The organism is Aggregatimonas sangjinii, from assembly GCF_005943945.1.
GTDB classification, from domain to species: Bacteria; Bacteroidota; Bacteroidia; order Flavobacteriales; family Flavobacteriaceae; genus Pelagihabitans; species Pelagihabitans sangjinii.
Map to the genome: position 1 here is coordinate 1,290,786 of NZ_CP040710.1, position 20,104 is coordinate 1,310,889.

The 20,104-nt window shown below is 44.4% G+C and carries 10 protein-coding genes; 1 reads left to right on the forward strand and 9 read right to left on the reverse strand.

Annotated features, from left to right (window positions below):
• Window positions 1-134 precede the first annotated feature (134 nt).
• The 9 genes from FGM00_RS05295 to FGM00_RS05335 form a co-directional block, all read right to left on the reverse strand.
• The gene (locus FGM00_RS05295) at window positions 135-2,321 is read right to left on the reverse strand and encodes a beta-N-acetylhexosaminidase family protein (protein WP_138851903.1); all 2,187 of its coding nucleotides are present in this window, start codon (window positions 2,319-2,321) and stop codon (window positions 135-137) included.
• 60 nt (window positions 2,322-2,381) lie between these two features.
• On the reverse strand, window positions 2,382-2,696 hold the full coding sequence (gene rhaM, locus FGM00_RS05300) for an L-rhamnose mutarotase (RefSeq protein ID WP_138851904.1): 315 nt from the start codon (window positions 2,694-2,696) through the stop codon (window positions 2,382-2,384).
• A 39-nt stretch (window positions 2,697-2,735) separates the two neighbouring features.
• Window positions 2,736-4,055 (reverse strand): Gfo/Idh/MocA family protein, encoded by a 1,320-nt coding sequence (locus FGM00_RS05305; RefSeq protein ID WP_236262927.1) that lies wholly within the window; start codon window positions 4,053-4,055, stop codon window positions 2,736-2,738.
• A 31-nt stretch (window positions 4,056-4,086) separates the two neighbouring features.
• Window positions 4,087-5,367, reverse strand: a complete 1,281-nt coding sequence (locus tag FGM00_RS05310; RefSeq protein WP_138851905.1) for an alginate lyase family protein — start codon at window positions 5,365-5,367, stop codon at window positions 4,087-4,089.
• A gap of 10 nt (window positions 5,368-5,377) precedes the next feature.
• Window positions 5,378-6,550, reverse strand: a complete 1,173-nt coding sequence (locus tag FGM00_RS05315; RefSeq protein WP_236262928.1) for a glycoside hydrolase family 88/105 protein — start codon at window positions 6,548-6,550, stop codon at window positions 5,378-5,380.
• Window positions 6,528-9,155 carry a heparinase II/III family protein gene (locus FGM00_RS05320; RefSeq protein ID WP_138851906.1) on the reverse strand — a complete coding sequence of 876 codons (2,628 nt, stop codon included), beginning with the start codon at window positions 9,153-9,155 and terminating at the stop codon, window positions 6,528-6,530. The genes FGM00_RS05315 and FGM00_RS05320 overlap by 23 nt, the downstream gene beginning before the upstream one ends.
• Window positions 9,156-9,162: 7 nt before the next feature.
• Window positions 9,163-11,427 (reverse strand): glycoside hydrolase family 3 N-terminal domain-containing protein, encoded by a 2,265-nt coding sequence (locus FGM00_RS05325; RefSeq protein WP_236262930.1) that lies wholly within the window; start codon window positions 11,425-11,427, stop codon window positions 9,163-9,165.
• Window positions 11,428-11,570: 143 nt separating this feature from the next.
• A complete protein-coding gene (locus FGM00_RS05330; protein ID WP_138851907.1) occupies window positions 11,571-14,933 on the reverse strand; it encodes a glycosyl hydrolase in 3,363 nt (1,120 codons plus the stop codon).
• Window positions 14,934-15,059: 126 nt separating this feature from the next.
• Complete coding sequence (locus FGM00_RS05335) at window positions 15,060-16,760, reverse strand: GMC oxidoreductase (protein ID WP_138851908.1); 1,701 nt, start codon at window positions 16,758-16,760, stop codon at window positions 15,060-15,062.
• Window positions 16,761-17,064: 304 nt separating this feature from the next.
• Between FGM00_RS05335 and FGM00_RS05340 the strand changes: the two genes are divergently transcribed.
• A complete protein-coding gene (locus FGM00_RS05340) occupies window positions 17,065-20,103 on the forward strand; it encodes a SusC/RagA family TonB-linked outer membrane protein (protein WP_138851909.1) in 3,039 nt (1,012 codons plus the stop codon).
• Window position 20,104 lies beyond the last annotated feature (1 nt).

Below are 20,104 nucleotides of genomic sequence, written 5' to 3' on the forward strand. Positions count from 1 at the left end.
TTCTGCTTCTACTTCTTCTTGTATAATTGCCTCATGGAATAGATTACTGTTTACCCGATATCCCATATACTTACTTTCCACCCAAAAAAACTAATTCATAAATTAACGCATTGACAATTTTGGTACGAGCCATCTTAATGCAGTTTTTCATTGGCAATTTCAATGTCTTCGGCCACCCATTCGGTAATTTGCTTCCAATCTACGTGGCCAACACGGTTGGTCCAAAGTGGATTTGTATTCCGTTGTAAGGCCTGAGCAGTGTATTCTTTCCAGAAATCGAACGCCGTGGTCAGTTCATCCACCGCCTTTTTTTGTTCAGCGGTGTCCTTAGTTTCCCGATACAGGGCCAAATAGGTAGATCCAGCGATTTTATGGGCATAGTACTTCCCTAAATAAGATACCGTTTTAATATCGTTCAGGGTATGTGCCAGTTCTTTGCTAGTACCTTCGGTCAGTGTTTCCAATTCCTTTAAGGCACCATCGGAAAGTTCATGTAGTTTTAGGGAAACTTGTAAGGGTGTGGTCAGCGTTGTAGTGCTGTCCGATATCATCATTTGCACATAATCTGGAATGGTCTGGTTGCCCGATTTTGGGTGTATACCCAAAGAAATAAATCGATTGACGTCATTGAATCCAGTTTCGTTCTCGGCTGGCTTAGGGTGACTTAAACAGCCCTCTATATACCATTGAAAATCCAATCTTCCCCAATGGAATCCAGTAGTTACGGGATAGACCATAGAGGCCTGTTGCCATGCGCTTTGCAGTTTTTCGGCATCGGTATTCGGAAAACGGTCGGCGAGTAGTGCCTTAAAACGCTCGTTATTAATTTCGGGATTGTAGCTTAACCTGCCCCATAAAAGCCATTGGTACCAATGCTTTTTAATCTCCAGTTCTCCTGATAGTTCAGAATCCTTGGTCAGAAAATCACGACCCCAGATCCATTGGTCCGAACCAAAATAGATGCCCTTCGCCACCTCATGTGGCATATTGCCGATAAATTCACGAACGAAATCCGGAGCGCCCCAGCGGAAATAATACGTATCATCATTACGAAGGCCCCAGATTGTTTTCATTCCTTGAATATCCTCGATAAAATTGTCCTGCTCGTGATAAGGTTGCTCCGTGGCGCTATAAATGTGGGCCTTGGCATACTTGAAGCAATATAGGAATTCTACATTTTTTGTATCGATTACCGGTTTGAACTTTTCTGCGATTTCCTTGGCACCTGTTTGGTGTTGTCTATGGATAAAAGTAAACTGGCGGTCGGGCATCTCCTTGGCGGCATCCAAAATACCCTGCGCATAGGTGTCGTAGGCCCAGTTTTCACGTTCCGCGGCACTTGTACGCTTCCCGTCGATTTTCATATTTTCCCCTGTGGTCAGACCAATACCTACCAAATCGGGATAGGTAACGAATAGCTGCTTTATACTTTTCCTATAATAGTCTTTGGTAACTTCATTGTCCATTTCATCAGTAATCCCGTATTTACCCTCGGTGCCATAATCAAAGATGTTCCAGGTGATGAGGTGAAAATCGATGTTCCGCTGTTTGCCATACGCCATGACGCTTTTCCAGAAATCGATTTTCTCATCAATGGTGATTTTTTTGACTGTTTCGGTACTGTCAAGGATATGTGCATCGCCCATACCTATCCCATTGAGATTGTACAATTCCTTCCATTCGCCGGTCGAACGTTTTATATCATCCAAGGCGATATCCTCATATCCGGGCACTTTCACCAAAGAAGGAAAAGGGTGCAGGCTCCAAAGCGAAATATAATTGTACCGGTAGCGCGCCATGGTATCGATATATTCCTTCCAAAAATCAATGTCCCACATTATGGGAATATTGTTTTGGCCCGCATCGCTGGCATCGGAATAGCTCGGGGTACGCACATCCAGGGGAATATTGAACTTGGGGCCGCGCATCTCCATATACGGATTTTGTAGGGTAGGTTTGACGTTTTTAATTCCATACAATCGGATTTGTTCGGCAAGTTCCAATCCACCGTACATCAAACCTTCCAAATCGATTCCTGAAACCTGTATCTGTTCCTGCGAAGATGCTATTTCGAAACCCTCATGTCGAATCGTGTCCGATTCTATGATGGATAGGGCAATTGTCGCTCCCGGGTCATCGGATTTTTTCAATGTAACTCCTCTGGAAGCAAGAGCTTGATCTAATTCATCGACCGCAAATTCGATTTCAGGATTTGTTATAGGGGCGAAGATGGAAACTTCCGTTGTTTTGTGAGAACAGCTTACGATCGTAAGCAGTAGCAGAAAAAGATAAACAAGTCGATTTGGTGGGTGAGATTTCATCTTTCTCTGTCTTTTTTTTAAAGTTATTCCCCCGATGCTTCTACCGTGGGGACACTAGATTTATTTCATGTAAAAGACTTCTTCCAAAGGAATGGAAACCGGGGAATTATCCGGATTGACTTCCATGATGTCGGCCATATAGTCCCACCATTTCTGTACAATGGGATTGTCAGCCAAATCTTGCGACCCTCCAGTACCATCTACCTTTTGAAAAGCGAATAGGTTATGGGTTTTCTCATCTAGAAAAATTGCGTATTCGCTGATACCCGAATCCGTCAACAGGCTTTTTAGTTCAGGCCAAATTTCGTTATGCCTTTTTATATATTCCTGTTTCACTCCGGGTTTCAATTTCATTTTAAAAGCAAGCCGTTGCATGTGAATTGTATTCTTTAATTAATGTTACTGCTAATTCAATCAGCTGTATTTCCTGTTTTTACGTTTGCGCATTTTGTTGGCTTCACGATCTCCTTTGAACTTTTCCTTGACCGGATTCCATTGTAATGGTCTTCCCAATTCGTAGGCGATGTTGGCTACATTGCACACACTGGCCGAGCGATGTCCGATTTCTACATCGCAAATGGGTTGGTTTCTTGACTTGATGGCATCGAGCCAATTCTGATAGTGGTTGTTTTGGTCTTTGAACATGTCTTTCGAATCGCCGCCATTCGGTAAGAGTATGGTACCTGGAGTCGTTTCTAGAAATCTTCTGCTGACATCCAATGTACCTTCGCTACCAATAAAACGAACGGCCCACCCACGCCCAAAATCCTCATGGACCATTTCAATGCCGTTGGCGTAGAACATCTGTAAGCCTCGAACCGCATTACGGTCTTTTGGGGGAATAAATTGAACCGGTCCGGTATGGTCCATTCCCAGACACCATTGTGCGATATCGAACATATGGGCGCCCCAATCGGCAAGAATACCGCCACCGGTCTCTTTAAAATCACGCCAATCGGGATATTTGTCGACCACTTTCGGAGCTATGGTATGGTGGTAGGTCAATAACTTGGTGGGACCACACCATAGATTCCAATCAACACCCTCCGGTGTGGGTTCGGCCGGAAGATCATAGGCTCGGGCCGGATCGCCTACATTGACCAGCACTTTGGTAATTTTACCAAGATTTCCCGAACTGACGATTTCCTGTGCTCTTTTAAAACGGTCCCAAGAACGTTGCATGCTTCCGACCTGAAGAACACGTTTATTTTTTTCAACCGCATCTACCATCGCGCGCCCCTCATGAATGGTATTGGTCATCGGTTTTTCACAATAAACGTCCTTTCCGGCATTCATGGCATCAATGGCCTGTATGGCGTGCCAATGGTCGGGAGTAGCGATGACAACGGCATCGATTCCTTGTTGATTTAGCAATTCCCGATAATCAAGATAAGTAGTAACTCCGTTGTAGGCGGACATATTCCGCTTTTCGGCATAATAGCCTTCAACCACACCTTTGAACCATTCCTGTTTCGCGCCCCAAACATCACTACCGGCAACAATTTGTGCCTGGGTATTGGTTGTAAATTTATTGGCAAGTATACCACCCTGTTTTCCCAGACCGATATAACCAAGGTTGATCCTATCGCTAGGTGCCGTAAAACCTTTTCCTAAAACATGGCGGGGAACAATGGCAAATAGGCCTAAGGCCAGACTACTATTGCGTAAAAATTTCCTTCTGGCATTTTCGCTCCTATCCATCAATACTTCATCTTCCTTTTCTATCGTTTTCATAAGCTGCTATTTTTCAGGGGTAGTTTCTTAATCAAGGGTTACAGGGATACAGTAATTTTTGAATGTTCGTGGTATCGGTGCTATCCGCCTCGAGTTCACAATAGGCCTCGATTTGCAACATGCTTCCGGCGGTTACGAACATTCGCCTTAACCGTTCAAGGGCATTTTCCATACTGCCCAATTGCTGATACGGCCAAATAGTTTCCTCATTTAAGAAAGGAGCCAAATACGCATAAGCTTTTTGTATATCGCCTGTGGGAGACTCATAATTCCATAAATCGACCTCGACCCCCTTTTTTCTGCCCAAGAAAGCCAATTTCGTAAGACCTGATAGATTGAGAATACTGTAAGTTAGGGCTTTGGTGCGTTTTAGTTCGTCAGGTTGGCTTCCGTCCGGTTCTATTTGAGCGCTAATTCGATTTTCAATAACGGTCTCCAGCACGGCTTTTGCTTCCGCAGTTTTGTCGAAAAACAACAATAGCGAAACTTCTTGAATATCGTATAAGGTGCCATGGTTGTTCTTGCGTGTTTTTTCGAACAAGCCGAGCTCACTGGTTTGAAGCCAATCGAGGTAGTCGCCCAGCCATTTCCGCAACGGTACACCCAATGACGAATCCAACTGATTTTCCAATTCCAATATTTCGATAGCGGTAATGATATTGGAGATGCCAGCAAATTCTATTACCCCGAAACCTCTACCCTCACTTGATCCCGGTACACCTTGTGCATAGTTGAGGTTGGGGTTCATACGGGTCGCTTCGTCTACGAACCAGACGCTTAAAAGTTCTTTTACCTTTTCCACATACCTATTATCGTCTGAGAAAAAATAGGCTAGGGAGAGTGTCTTGACATTGCCGATCATCTTATCCTTTGCCGGCTCGTCTACATTGTTACCTCTTGTCAACGGATTTATTTCGCCGTCTCTACGAATCCATGGTAGTCCATCCGCTTTATCGGGGTCTGGCCACCAATACGGTGCGAGGCTTAGATAGTCGTGTTTATTACCGCTGGGGGCAGTTTGGGTTTTTTGCATAACCGAGAACGGACCCTCGTTCAAGGCCTTATCCGCATCGCGAATCAATTTTTCGTAAGCTGCCCGATACACCTCCGAATTGCCATCGATATCCGATTTGACTTCAGAGAGTTTTTCAAAATCGTAGACGGTAAATGTATTGCTTATAAGTATATTTTCACTTTCTATGGTAACATCAGGTTCCTCCATAGTGGTGAGGTCCTGCGATTCCTGTGCACCGCATTGCAGGTTTAGGCCTATGATATAGCCAAAGCAAACTATTTTGAGCAAGTCAATCATTTTCTTTCGTTTATTTCATTCTTAAGACTTCACTGCCTGCCAACAAAAAAGCACCAGTTCCAAAATTCTGCCAGCTGTCAACAGAGGCCGGTTGCGGGTCGGCACCAATATTCTGCACCCAACCCACCATACCATTTTCATGTTGACAGGCCATTAAAGCCGACCATGCTTTGGTAATCGCCGGTGTATATTCGGCCTTATCTAAAAGGCCATTGTTTACACCCCATGCCAGTGCAAAGGTGTAAAATCCGCTACCGCTCACTTCGCCATGGTCAAAGGACTCCGGTGAAAGTAAGCTTGTGCGCCATAAGCCGTCCTCTGGTTGTAGTTCCTTAATTCTTTTAGCCATTTCTTTGTATAGGTCAACATAGAATTTACGATGTTTGTAATCTTCTGGCATATCGTTTAGAATAAGTGCCAACCCACCTAAGACCCATCCATTGCCACGGGACCAAAATATTTTTTTGCCATTTTCTTCTTTTAAGTCTTTTTCGTTTACGCCCCATTGGTAATTCATATCACGGGCAAAAAGACGTTCCTCTTTATCATACAGAAGGTTGTAGGTCTCCATGTAATAGTCGTGCATAGCGTCTAAGTACTTCATGTCGCCAGTGTGCTTGGCATAGAGTGTTATCACGGGCGGAGCCATGAATAGCGCATCGCACCACCACCAAAGTATTTTTTTGAATTTTTGCTTGTCCGTACCTTCTTTCCAAGGGTTGGGTTCAAAGAGGTGCGCGTTCAAAAACGTCGTGGTTGGCTTTAGGTCCACATAGTTTTTACGGGTATCGTTCAATTCCAAATAGAGATATCCGTAGGAAACGGTAACATCATCGGCATGGTAGAAGCGGTCGTGCGTATTCCAATTATTTCGGTACCCTAGATTTTTAAGAGCGGCCAGAAAAATCTGGTTTTTGGTAGCGTCATACGCCCGCGTAATTCCGATTTGGTAGGCACCATTTGTCCAATCAGTAGGGGAGACCGCGAATATGGGATGGTCTTCTTGCCACTCCATAGCACGGATCATCGCTTTTTCGATTTCGGAATTATTCGCCATTTGTTGCGCGTTGCCTATTGATGCGCCCAAAATACAAAGGAGCATAAGGCAGGTTTTAAAGGGATTTATTTTTTTCATTCGTAATGGCTTATTATTGGGTTCATCATTCATTATCTGTGGATTCATAGATTTTGGTTTTTTGGCCCTCACGGGCAATTGTGATCGCTTCGGAACATTGTACTTCGAACGCTCCATTTTTTACGCTGATGTAGACTGCTGCTGCTTTACCTGAATTCGTACTAATGGATAAATTTTTATAGCGAAGTTTCGCACCATGGCCTATATATGCGGAAATCAAATTATCGGAATTGTCTACGGTGATAACCGCGTACCGCCCGGTGAAGGCAATCGCTTCCGATGTATCGACAAATGCCTCCTCATCCCCACTCAACACCAGAATGAAATGTTTTACAGCTTTCTCATTATTGTTGCCGATTACTTTAAAGCCTTTGAATTTGCCCTCAGCCTCTAAGGCTTTCACTGATTTGATATGACTGCTCTTGCCTTTTGTGGGCTCGTAGAGTACGGCAAACGGATTGCTCCAAGTTTCTCCCTTTTGGCGTACTACCAAGGTTGGCGTTGGTTCGGACCTGTAGGGCTTTGGCCCTTCTGTAGTTGGTGGAGCCAACGCTTTGGTATATTCTCGATTCTTGTTGCCGACCATAAAAGCATTCATGCCAATGGCCTCAGAACCTAAGTTTTTGGCCTGAAAACGGGCCGTAACATTATCGGTCGTTGCTTCCGAAGTTTCAATCGCTTCAAAATAATGCCATCCGGGATGTCTGGCCACTTTATTATTGGCCCATGGCTTGGATTCGGAATTGGAGAACCTTTCGGGATCTGCCTTTAGCGGTAAAGGGCTATTCTCGAGATTAAGTTCTAAAGACTCCCCGACATTGTGATAGATATAATCGTGAAATTCATTAGGTAGGGCCGATTTTGAACGAAAGACATCAACATAAAAACCTGTCGTTGGCGAAGTGCGTACGATACCCATGGTACGTTCTTGGGTCGCCTCCGCTTTTTCGCCCAAATCATCCCTAAAACTCGTAACCGTAAAAGAGTGGTTGGGCGATATGTTTTTCTCTTTTGGTTTCGGTTCCATGACGACCGGCCGTACCGTATTGATTTTTAAGTTGGCCCAACCTCCTTCGCTTTGTGATTCGCCGTTCACGATTACCGTATTATTGGAGGCGAAGAGCCGGTAGTAATTTTCGTGTAATTCGGTTCGGTACCTACCGCGGCCTGCTTTACTTCCCAACACAAAACCTTTGCCATATAATTCCATAAACATTCCCGTGGCATGGCCATGCACGTAATGCCCGCCTCCAACGAATGACATGAAGGCATCTTCGGGCCTTTTGGTTTCGCTTAGATTGCGTTGCAGTACGATACCCGCAAAAGGAAGCGCATCCGTAACCGGAAGAGGATATTCCTGAACGTCACCCTCTATTTCCGGCGCGAACCAAAGTAGGCGTAGGGGCTCATTATAAAACACCGTACCGGTGGTTTTTTCTCTTTTAAAGCGCTTATAATCCTCCGTTCGCATGGCGGTCGTTAGCAAGGAACCGAATGTGTTTTTGAGATTTTCAAGATTTTCCAAGGTTGCCAAATAGTATGCTGTTTCATAACCGAAATAATTAGGCTCATACTCGCGATGTCCGTCTCCCATAAGTACCGTTTCAGTACGGTTCGGAAAGGTCATGGCATAACTGTTCCCAAGTGATTTCAAGATATGTTGATGTTTTCGTCCCAGCCGTAATTCGAAATCGTATTTGCTTAAGAGGGTTATCAAATAGGTGAGGTAGTGACTTACACCATCCGCATAATTTAGACTTTCCGGCCAAATACCTTCATGCTCCAGAAAGTAATCGCTTATTTTTTGTAGGGCATCCTGCCTTTCGGTATTCTCCCTTAAGAAATAGCGCAACATTGACTCGCGTTCCTCGGTGTCGTCAAGCGCCATAATATTTCCTACGAGACTGGCCGATTCTAAAATGGGCCAGTTGCAATCGATGATTCCATGTTCTAATGCCAATTTAATGTATGTGCGAAATACGGCCTCGGCGTCCGAAGTCTTTAAGGTGGTCATCTTGCCCGTAGCAAAGTCGAATACCTGATTGCCTTGGGTAAGGTAGGGATGGATAAAATCATAAATTATAGGAAGTTGTGCCCCCAGTATACGAGCCTCCCGCAAATGATCATTGGTATAGAGCCAGCCGCCATTAAAGGCATTCTCCGACGGTTCTATTTGCAGTAAGCCATGCATGACCGAATATAGTATGGCTCCTGAGTATTCCGCGTATTTTTTATCTTCCGTTAAATAGTATAAAACGCCTGCATCAACAGCCCTCCGCAGATATTCTACCAAAGCGTCTTGTGTGTTTCCCTTTTGACCTTGTGGTTTTTCAAAGGCTAGAAATGGCGGAATTTTTCCGATTTCCTCCTTATTCCAATCAAATGGGAGTTTGTACAAATACTCTTTTCTATTGTTTTGATAGGATGCAAGAGCTTTTGAGGTGGTTGCCATGAAATCCTGATAGTAGGAGGCCACGACAGGATATTCTTCGATTTTATTTAAAATTGCTTCTCGCTCGCCTTTTTTTACCCAAATAAAAGGGCGTTCCGTGGCTTGCGCAGAAAGGTGAACAAGGCCCGAAAAAAACCATAGCATGACAACCAAAAACAACTTTTTGGTGTTCCCACGGCTTATTCGTCCTACCTTGATCATGGTTCGATTATTTTTCCAATCTAAATTTTGCCGTAACTCCCACTGCCGATGAGGTACCCACTGTTACCGTGTAATCTCCTGCCTCCAGAACCTTTTCCATGGCAAGTCCAGTGAATTCCAGCATTTCGGGAGTAATTCTAAAAGTTACGGATTTTGATTCGCCCGGTGCCAATTCTATTTTTTCAAACCCCTTTAATTCTTTATCCGGTCGGGTTACCGAACCGATTTCATCCTTAATGTAGAGCTGTACGACCTCTTTGGCCGTCATTTTGCCATTGTTGGTCACCGTTGCATTCACTTGGATTTCTGAGGTAGGAGTAAGGCTATTCTTAGAAAGCTGTACATCGCTATATTCGAAATCGCCATAACTTAAGCCGTGACCGAAGGGGTATAACGGGCCATCTTCTAAAAAGAGGTAACCTTTCTTTTTATTGATTTCCTTCATACTATAGTGAAAGGGCAATTGCCCGATAGAGCGCGGTACCGTTACCGGAAGTTTTCCAGAGGGCGATACGTCCCCAAAAACGATTTTGGCCACAGCCGTATCCCCGAATTCACTTAAGTCCCATCCGTCTAAAATGGCATCGGCCTTTTCGGCAATCGTATTAATGGAAAGCGTTCGCCTATGTTGTAGGACAACGATCAACGGTTTCCCCAGCGCCTTGACTTTGCGAACGAGTTCATCCTGTGCACCCAGGGGCTCGATGGTTGCACGATCGCCCAGGGCATTATTGAAATAGGCTTCCTTCGCAGTAAACTCATCACCTCCCAAGAACAATATAGCGACGTCTGCATCTGCAGCGGTTTGCACCATATTATCGAGAACAGCGGCATCCGTCGTTACTAACTTGGGGACACTGTTGTTCTCGTCAGTCAGTTTAAAGCCTTGAAGGGCAGTTACCGACATCCCGTCGTTCAAAACCGATTCAAAAGCCTTTTGGGTGCCCTCGTTGACCAAAGGACCGAGTAGCGCTATTTTTTTGAGGGATTCTTTTTGTAAAGGCAAAGTGTTCCCATCATTCTTAAGGAGAATAATGGATTCTAAATCTGCTTCGAGGGCTAAATTCAGGGCTTGCTCGGAGCGTACCCCGTTCTTCACTTTTTTAATGTCGACATACGGATTTTCAAACAGCCCCAATATCATTTTGGTGCGCAGTACGCGCTTTACCGACCGATCGATCATTTTTTCGATACTAGGATCTTTCTTGACCATTTCGGGCAAGTAGGCGTAGGAGTCCTCGGCGTACAAATCGATATCGATACCTGCTACGAGACCCATCAGGGCCGCTGCTTCAGGGGTTTCGGCTACCTTCATAAAATAATATAGTCTGGCGATATCATTGGAATCGGAAACTACATAGCCATCAAAATTCCATTGATCGCGCAGTACTCCCGTCAGCAATTCCGGATTGCCATGACTGGCGATACCGTTTAAATCACCATGTGAGGCCATAATCCCCAAGGTTTTAGCATCCTTTATAGCTGCCTCGAACGGGGGATAGATTTCGTCGATCAATGTTCTTTGTGAAATTTCAACGGCGGCAAAATTCGATCCTCCCAAGACCTGACCGTAGCCAGCGAAATGTTTGGCAACGGCGCCAATATGGGTTCCTTTTCCAAGTCCCTCATAATTTCCTTGTACTCCCTTTATCGCATTAACGACCATTTGTGTGGTTAGGTAAGTGTCTTCACCGAAAGCTTCGGACATGCGTCCAAATCGAGGGTCACGCACAATATCCGCTTCTGGGGAATGGCACATATGCATCCCGCGCAAACGGGCCTCCCGACCGACCACATCCCAAATACGATTTACAAGTTCGGGATTAAACGAAGCTGCGGAGGTAATCGGTCTACCGAAACGGGTGCAGCCCTCGGCATCAACCCCATTGTAAGATTCCGTTACAAAGAGGGCGGGAATGCCCCAACGGTTATTTTTGATGATGTATTCTTGAAGTTCGTTATTCAGCTTGGCGGCTGCCAATGGGGAAAGATGTTCCCCAGGATTTTTGATACCTGCAATACCGATTTTCAATTTTTCGATAACCCTTTCCGATAGTTGCAACTTCCCCTTATCATTTGCCTCTATCCCGATATTGGCATGAAATATCCGCATTTGTGCCACTTTCTCATCTATCGACATACGGGGCAATAGGTCTGCGACACGTTCCTCTATGGTAAGGGAGGCGTCTTTGTACGCCATCTCTTCCTTCTGGGCGAAACCTGCTGATATAAAAATCAGGGTTAGGGTAAGGGAAAGTAAGGTGTTCTTCATTGTTCTGTTTTAAATTAGGGATTACCTTTCTATTTTTAAGCGTTTCGAAAATTGAAATTGAATCAGCTCTTGAAAATTATGTCACATTATTCGGTTGCCACGGAAAACAAGTTTTTTCTTCACTATTCTCACAATTTTCGGACTCATTCAGGAACATACTCCAATGTTTTTGAAAATTCCAGTCTAACCGGACCCAATAGGCCGGAAGGCATTAAGGGGTCGTCTTTCGTGTAAAAGGGTGCTGTTGTAAATGTGGTGCGCGCACCAGCTGGCCTTGGCTTATTTTCGGTGTACCAATCGGGCATGGTCAGGTCTGTGGCCCGGTGCGGTCCTAACTTGTAACCGCCGTCATTCGCAGGAAATCGCTCGTCACCGATCAAACGATTGCTCCATTGGTTGGTTAGGCGAACTTCTATATTATTTGCACCGTTTTTTAGAAAATCGGTGATATCCAATACAAATGGGGGCATCCAGCTGACGGCTACCTTTTCACCGTTTACAAGCACCTCTGCAACAATATAAACTTCTCCTAAATTTAGGAAAATCTGGGTACCCTCATCGCTTTGATTTTCGTTCAGGCTGATGGTCTTTTTGTATGAGGCAGTACCACTGTAATAATTGATGGAATCATTAGGGTGGAGGCTCCAGTCTACCAAAGAGTCGAATTGTACCGTACCGCCATATCCGCTTCCTTTGTCAAAGGAAACCTCCCAATTCCTGGAAATATCAATAGGTTGGGGAATGTCGGTTATCGATATATTCCATTTTTTCCCAGACGATAAGGGGACCGAATAGTTCCCATTTTGAAATATCGTGGTTTTTATGCCATTATCTTGGGATAAAGAAAGCTGTAGATGCTGTACCGGTTCCTGTACCGATTCTAAAGCGACCGCCTCCTCCCTGAAAACCACAAAAACCGATTCCCCGGCATCAAGGGAGATGTTCGTTGTTGTACTTTTTTTCTTATTTTGAAATTGTGCCGACTTGGTTATCGATCCATCCATCGGGTTCCATAATTCCGGGATTTTATTTACCACCCTAAAGGAGGCTTCAAATGTTTTCATACCCACGGTATCCGCATTATAGAAGAAATAAATGTCTTCTTCTTCAGTTTTTCTATGGGCGTAGTCAACGGCATCCCCGTTCAAAATTTCGAGATCGGGAGTTGTTATATTCGACTGCATTACCTTCTGCCAATCGGTAATATCACCAATTAACGGGGCCAATTCGGCCGCAATGGCCTGAAACTCCGTTCTAAGTTCTTCGGAAGGATGGTAGCCAGCTAAATACTTTGGCTTCTCGCCAAATACGGGAACACCGCTCTTCGCAATCTCCAAAATTCTTTTTAGGGTCTCTAGGGAGAGGGTTTCACTATTCTTTAAGACCAACACTTCATACGAATTCCCTTCGGGAAGTCTTAGAGCGCCGTTTTCTATTTTTAAACGTTTGTGTAGCACATCGGTATTGACATTGTCAAAGTTGATTTCCTTGGGAACCGCGGGTTCGAAGTCCGTTCGGTAATACGATGAATTCGGTGCGCCTTCCCCTACATAGACCAACATGTCGCTTACCGGGTAACCTTGTCTAAGCATGTGTGAACCGCGAGCGATATAAGTGAACCAAGCTGCACCGGCATTTTTCCACCATGTTTGCGTACGATCAAAATGAAAGCCCCAACGGTTCATCGTCATACCGGGTTCTGCATGTGTATTGGCTTGATGGGCAAAACGGTGAAACATAAATTCATTGATACCATAGGTCCAGGCTAGATCACCCGAATTTTTAGCCATTGCGGGATGCCCCTTCCAATTAATGGTGGGATTAGACGTAAACGACTCTGCCGAAATAATGGGTTTTCCATAAATATGGGCCGAAGAAACGGCAGATGCCGTTTGTGTAATAGGTCTATTCATCCAAAATTCGCCCATAGGAATATCGGTGACACCTCCAATATCCAAATCGTTCAGGGGACCAAAACCATAAGGTTCAATGTAACTTTTTAAGCCGTCGGCATTACACAGCTCGGTAAAGTACTGAAAATAGTTCTCGGTCATTAAATCGGCGATTACTTGACGGTAATCGTAGAGAACCGCCTCGGAGGTTTCGGAATTCTCCACAAAGCGTCCGGCGATTAACGGAAGCATCGTCAGTATATCGTAGCCTTTCCGTGAGGCAAAGGTTTCGACAAAATCTTCGGTCCAGTTCTGACCTCCCATCTCGTAGCTGTCGATTTCAATATATTGCAGCGCTTTGGGGGCAACGGGACCGGCATTATCAACTACCTTTTTGATGAACGCGTCGTAGTGTTTTTTAAAGGGAGGACGGCTCAATTTGTCCACCTCCAAGCCTTTTCCCTCTGCCGAGGCAGGATTATTATAGGCGCCCGTTGAGGTATAACCGAATCGAAGTACCGTCCAGTCTCCCTCTGGCAATTGCGCTTTTAGTTTACCGTCGGAAGTCATGTATTCGGTCAGGTCCCGGATACTGTTCTTTTGGATGACCATTTCGGCCTCGGGACTGCCTATGGCGTCGAGTTTGTGATCTTCGGTACGGGCAATAGCGGTTCTTCCCAAGGGATTATTAATGTAGTAGGTACTAGTGAGCTGTGCTTCTTTTAGCGTGATCTGCTGATTGAATTGCAAGCGAAAATATTTTGAGGTAATGGGTTCGAAATGATCATTTATGGCCCATTCCCCCTTACCGGTACGTACTTTGAACAAATCCCGAACGTCTTTGAAATTCTTACCGTCTTCGGAAACCTGCAATAGTGCTGTGGCGTGGCGATCATTAAAGATAAGCTTTGCCGAACGTATGTTTTTCGGCCTCGTATAGCTGAATTGCAACCAAGGATTTTTCCCATTGGTAGCCGTTAGTTTTGATTGGTCGTCTATTTTTCCGTTGGAAATCAATGCAATGTTCAAGCCTTCATCCGAAGCAGTAATTTCAGGTTTGTTCTCTTGGTCGTCCAATTCAGCGGATAGCGCGGGATAGGCGACAACAGCAATATCTTTGTAGAATCCTTCGCGTTCGGAGGGTTTTTCAAGTGCTATTTCCACCTCTCCGCCAGATGTTTGGGTTTCGCTCCAAACTACCATTTTCATGGATTCCTCTGGGGTGATCCAAGGACCGCCGCTGGCGGACCAACCATCACAATTATGTACTCCAAAAGCTAGCCCCAGTCGTTCGGCCTCTGCAGCAGTATGTTTGAGCATTTCATGGTGTTCAGGAGAGTTGTAGGTAATCGGGCCATTAGGTATACCTTGGGTGATATTGAACAATAGTACGCCACCAATACCGACTTCTGCGATGGCCTCCATGTCTTTCGTTAGTCCGGGTTTCGACATATTGCCGCTCATAGCATGAAGCCACGTTCGGGGCTTAGACTCTTCCGGCGGGTTCCTAAAATCTGATGCTAGGGTAGAGGCGCTTTCTTCATTGGTCGTTTCACACGAAAAAAATAGTAGTCCAACTAGTAGCAGGGGAAGGAGTGCACTTCTTGTTCTCATTTATCAAATGTTCGATTCATTAGGAAAAATAGTATTTTCTATCGACAAGGTATCCTGTATTGCAGGGTAATGGAGCATAAAAGCTTGAAAAATTCCATTAAGGAAATCAGCTTTGATTCTCGCAATCTATAGGTTACGTTTTTTTAGTTCGTTCACTGCGTGGTCCGCCGCCCTTGCGGTCAATGCCATATAGGTTAAAGAAGGATTTTGGTTTGCCGAGGAGGTCATGCATGCCCCATCGGTTACATAAACGTTGGGTACTTCGTGCACTTGATTGTGCTTATTCAGTACGGAGGTCTTCGGGTTGTGTCCCATGCGTGCCGTTCCCATCTCATGAATGCCACTACCGATGAAAGAATTTCTACTGGTTGCCCTCACGTTTTTAAATCCTGCATTATCCAACATTTCCTGTGCCTGTATGATCCAATCTTTTCGCATGAGCTTTTCATTCTCCTTGAATTCTGCATCAAAAACAATGGTAGGCAACCCATACTGATCTAGTTTGTCATAATCGAGGAACATATGATTTTCATGATAGGGGAGTACTTCGCCAAAACCGCCAAGATTGATTCGCCAGCCACCTGGTTCAAGTATGGCCTCTTTCAATTTCTTTCCATAATCGTATTCCGCTATCATCGTCCCGTAGGAATTGCGACTTGCCCCGCCTTGGTATCCGTAGCCACGGATAAAATCCACTTTTTCAGAGGAGGCATTGATATTCCTGAATCTGGGAATATAAAAGCCATTGGGTCTTTTTCCTTTGTAATATTTATCGTCGTAACCGTCTATCGCGCCCGAAGCGCCGGCACCCAATTGGTGGTCCATGATATTATGCCCCAATTCGCCGCTTGCATTACCCATGCCATTGGGAAATGCATCCGATTTTGATTGCATCAAGATAGCGGTCGAAGCCATTGAGGAGGCACAAAGAAATACGATTTTCGATTTGAATTCCAATACTTCTTTGGTATTGGCATCGATAACCCGAACTCCGGTGGCCCTCTTTTTATTCTTATCGTATAATACTTCACAGACGATGGAATGTGGTCGAATCGTCATATTCCCGGTAGCTTCGGCCATCGGTAAGGTAGAGGAATTCGAACTGAAATACGCTCCATATGGGCATCCTCTTTTGCAGCGGTTTCGGTACTGGCAGGTTCCCCGTCCGGCGCCTGGTTTCGTCCCTTCGGTAATGTGCGCCACTCTTCCTATGGTCAATACCCTATCGTCATAATTCTCGGCAATTCCTTTTTTAAGATGCTCCTCTACGCAGTTCAATCCCATGGGTTTTAGGAATACACTGTCGGGCAATTGTGGTAGGCCCAATGCCTCCCCGCTTATACCTACATGCTTTTCTACATAGGCATACCAGGGTTCGATATCTTTATATCTGATGGGCCAATCGACGCCAATACCATCTTTTGCATTGGCTTCAAAATCCAGGTCTGACCAGCGATAGCTTTGTTTCCCCCAAATCAACGAACGACCGCCAACTTGCGTTCCCCTAATCCAGTCGAAACGTTTAACCTCGTCGTAATCGTGCTCTTCGTCTTTATTGAAAAAGTGGCGTGTGGTTTCATCAAAACCCCAACGCGATTGTTTTGGGTATTTGGCCTTGATGGCGGCGGGTGTCTTTCCTCCATTGGGAATATCCCAGGGGTCCTGATGCATGGTCGGATAATCCGTAAGGTGGTTTACCATTCTACCCCGTTCCAGAACGAGGGTTTTGAGGCCTTTTTCGCAAAGCTCTTTTGCAGCCCAACCTCCGCTAATCCCTGTGCCTACTACAATGGCATCAAAAGTATTTTCGTCCGATTCTATCGTCATATTTTGGTGTGGTTTAATATGTTTCTAAAAATACTGTTTTGAACTAAATAGGGTATCCTGTACTGTATGGTATACGGTTCTGATTTAATTGCCACTTACGCATTATAAGATTACTGGCGGCCCTAGAGCTTATAAAATGGCTTAAAAATAGGAACTGGCAAGGATTTGCAAAGGCAATTCAAGGACGTTATTAACAGAAAGCAGCACAGACCAGCATAGTGCAGCACAGTACAGGATGGCTTTGTTTTCAGAGTCCTATACATTTGAGTATAAACAACTAGTAACCTATTGATAATCAAATATTATGAACGAAAAAAAAATTACATTACGTAAGGCTAGGTCAAAGCTATCGATCCTATTTTTTGTATGTGGTTCGGTCGTGGTATGGTCGCAGCAAACCATTACGGGAACCGTGTCTGCCGATGATGGTCCCTTACCGGGCGCGTCGGTAGTGGTAAAAGGAACCACAAAAGGCGTGAGTACCGATTTCGATGGTAATTATACGATTGAAGCCGGTGCAGACGAAACCCTGCAGTTCTCCTATATAGGCTATTCTCCAAAAGAAGTCCTGGTAGGCAACCAAACCCAAATCAATGTGGTCTTAGAGGCCGATAACCTGCTCGACGAAGTTGTAGTCATCGGTTATGGAACGCAACGTAAATCGGACCTAACGGGTTCGGTTGCTTCGGTAAGTGCCGAAGATGTGGCAGCTATACCTGTTTCAAGGGTTGATCAGGCTTTACAAGGTAGGGCCGCAGGTGTGCAAGTTACACAAACTAGTGGTGCTCCTGGTGCGGGAACCTCCATTAGAGTTCGAGGGGGTAACTCCATTACAGGAAGTAACGAACCACTTTGGGTTATTGATGGTATTATTGTTGGCACGAATTTCAATCTGAATAATATCAATGCCAATGATGTCCAATCCATTGAAATATTAAAAGATGCCTCCTCTATTGCCATTTACGGGTCAAGGGGTGCAAATGGAGTGGTCTTGGTAACCACCAAAAGTGGGGCCCGTGTAGGTGGGGGTAAACCTCAAGTAAGTGTCGGTTTATATACCAGTATGCAGCTAGTTCCTGATCGACCGGAGTATTTAAATCAAGCACAACAAATAGAATACACCAATCAAGATGCGATACTTAGAGGTGTAGCCGAGCCATTTCCAGGAAATCCATCGGACTTCCCGGATAATGACTTCTTTGACCTTTTGATCAACCCATCACCGATATATAACGCAGATGTTTCTATAGCGGGCTCTTCAGAGAATGGAAATGTGAATTATTATAACTCGCTTAATTTTTTCGATCAAGATGGTCTCATCGATAATTCGGGAATACAAAAATATATTTTCAGATCAAATCTGGATTTTAAGCTAAGCGATAAGCTAAAAGCAGGCCTGCGTATAAACTATTCCAGAATTAAACAGGAGAACGGTGTTGTCGGCTATAGCGGTCTTTTGGGAATTTTGCCGACCCAACCCATATTTAACGATGACGGTTCTTTTAATGGAACCAATGAAGTTGTTGGCAACCCGTTCAATAACCCTGTTGCCACCTCGCAATTGGATATAGATGAGACCACCACAGGCAATTTATTAGGAACGGTGTATTTAGAGTATAGCCCTATTGAAGATTTAATCATACGCTCTACGTTTAATCCCGACATTACCAGCTCTAAAAGAAATGAATTTACGTCTAGTCAAAGACCGGATTTACCCACTACGGATAGTAATGCCAGGGTAAGTACCATATCATCTTTTGGATGGAACAACGAAAATACCGTACAATATTCTGGGGATTTTGGTGAGAATCATAGTTTTATTCTTCTAGGTGGCGCCTCTTTTCAGAAAACGACCATTGAAACTGCCTTGTCGCAAGCTTTTGGTTTTACTACGGACGCCACTACCTTCAACAACTTAGGAACAGGAAGCGATCCGCTCAGAAATCTCGTAGGTTCCGGTTACAGTGAAAATCAAATTGTTTCTTTCTTCGGAAGACTTAATTATACCTTTAAAGACAAGTATTTGCTAACATTGGTAGGTAGAAGTGACGGAAGTTCTGTGTTTGCTCCTGGCAATAAATATGAGTTTTATCCTTCTATAGCGGCTGCGTGGAAAATCACGGAAGAGCCTTTTATGCAAAATCAAAGCATCTTTCAAGATTTAAAATTGAGAGCCAGTTATGGTAAATCAGGAAATCAGGCGATTTCTCCTTATAATACCTTAGGGGTACTAGTTGAAGGAAATACCTCCTTTAATGGCGTTGAGGTTCCGGGAGCGGTACTGGGGAGACCGGCAAATCCCGATTTAAAATGGGAAACCACAACGGCATTCGATATTGCTTTAGAAGCTTCGCTTTTCGGCGGTAGACTCTTTACGGAATTCAACTATTACCAAAAAGAGACCAATGATCTGCTATTGGATGTAACCATTCCAAGACAAACAGGGTATACGAATCAACTACAGAATATTGGTTCTTTAGAGAACAAGGGATGGGAATTTTTGCTTACCTCTACTAACGTTGCCAGGCCTGATTTTAGTTGGAATTCTACCGTAACCTTATCGTCGAATAAAAATAAGATATTGGATCTTGGTGGAGAGGAGTTCATCGATGTAGTGGTAGACCAGGTTCTAGGTGCGGGGAACTTAAGGTTGATCGTTGGTGAACCGTCACCAGTATTCACGGGTGCACAGTATTTAGGCACTTGGAAAAGTCAAGAAGAGATAGATGCTTCAGGGCAAGATCCGGCAACAAATGCCGTTGGTGGGCCCAGATATCAAGATACCGATGGCGATGGTACCATATCTAACGAGGATTTTGAAGTGCTAGGGAATCCTTGGCCGGATCTGATTTACGGATTTGAAAACAACTTTTCCTATAAAAATCTTGATTTAAATATTTATATTCAAGGAACGGTCGGTAATGAAGTGTATAATTTGAGAACGCGTAATAGCTTTTTCATTCGCGGGGAGCTTCCGAAGTATGCAGAAGTTGCCGATTACTGGTCGCCCGATAACCCTACATCGGATATTCCTAGACCAGGGTTTGTCGAAGGTGCATACCAACCCAATTCGTTTGAAATTGAGGATGGTTCGCATTTGCGCCTAAAAAATGTACGATTGACCTATAATTTTCCGGTTGAAAAAATGGGATGGGATGGTGTAAAAAATATGTCACTTTATGCATCCGGGACTAATTTGCTACTATTCTCGGATTTTAGATTAATCGATCCCGAGTCGAGTCGATTTGGTAGAAGTGGTTTGGGTAATATCGCTCAAGGATTTTCAAATGGGGAGTACCCCAATGCCAGAATTTTAAGTTTAGGACTCAACGTAACTTTCTAAA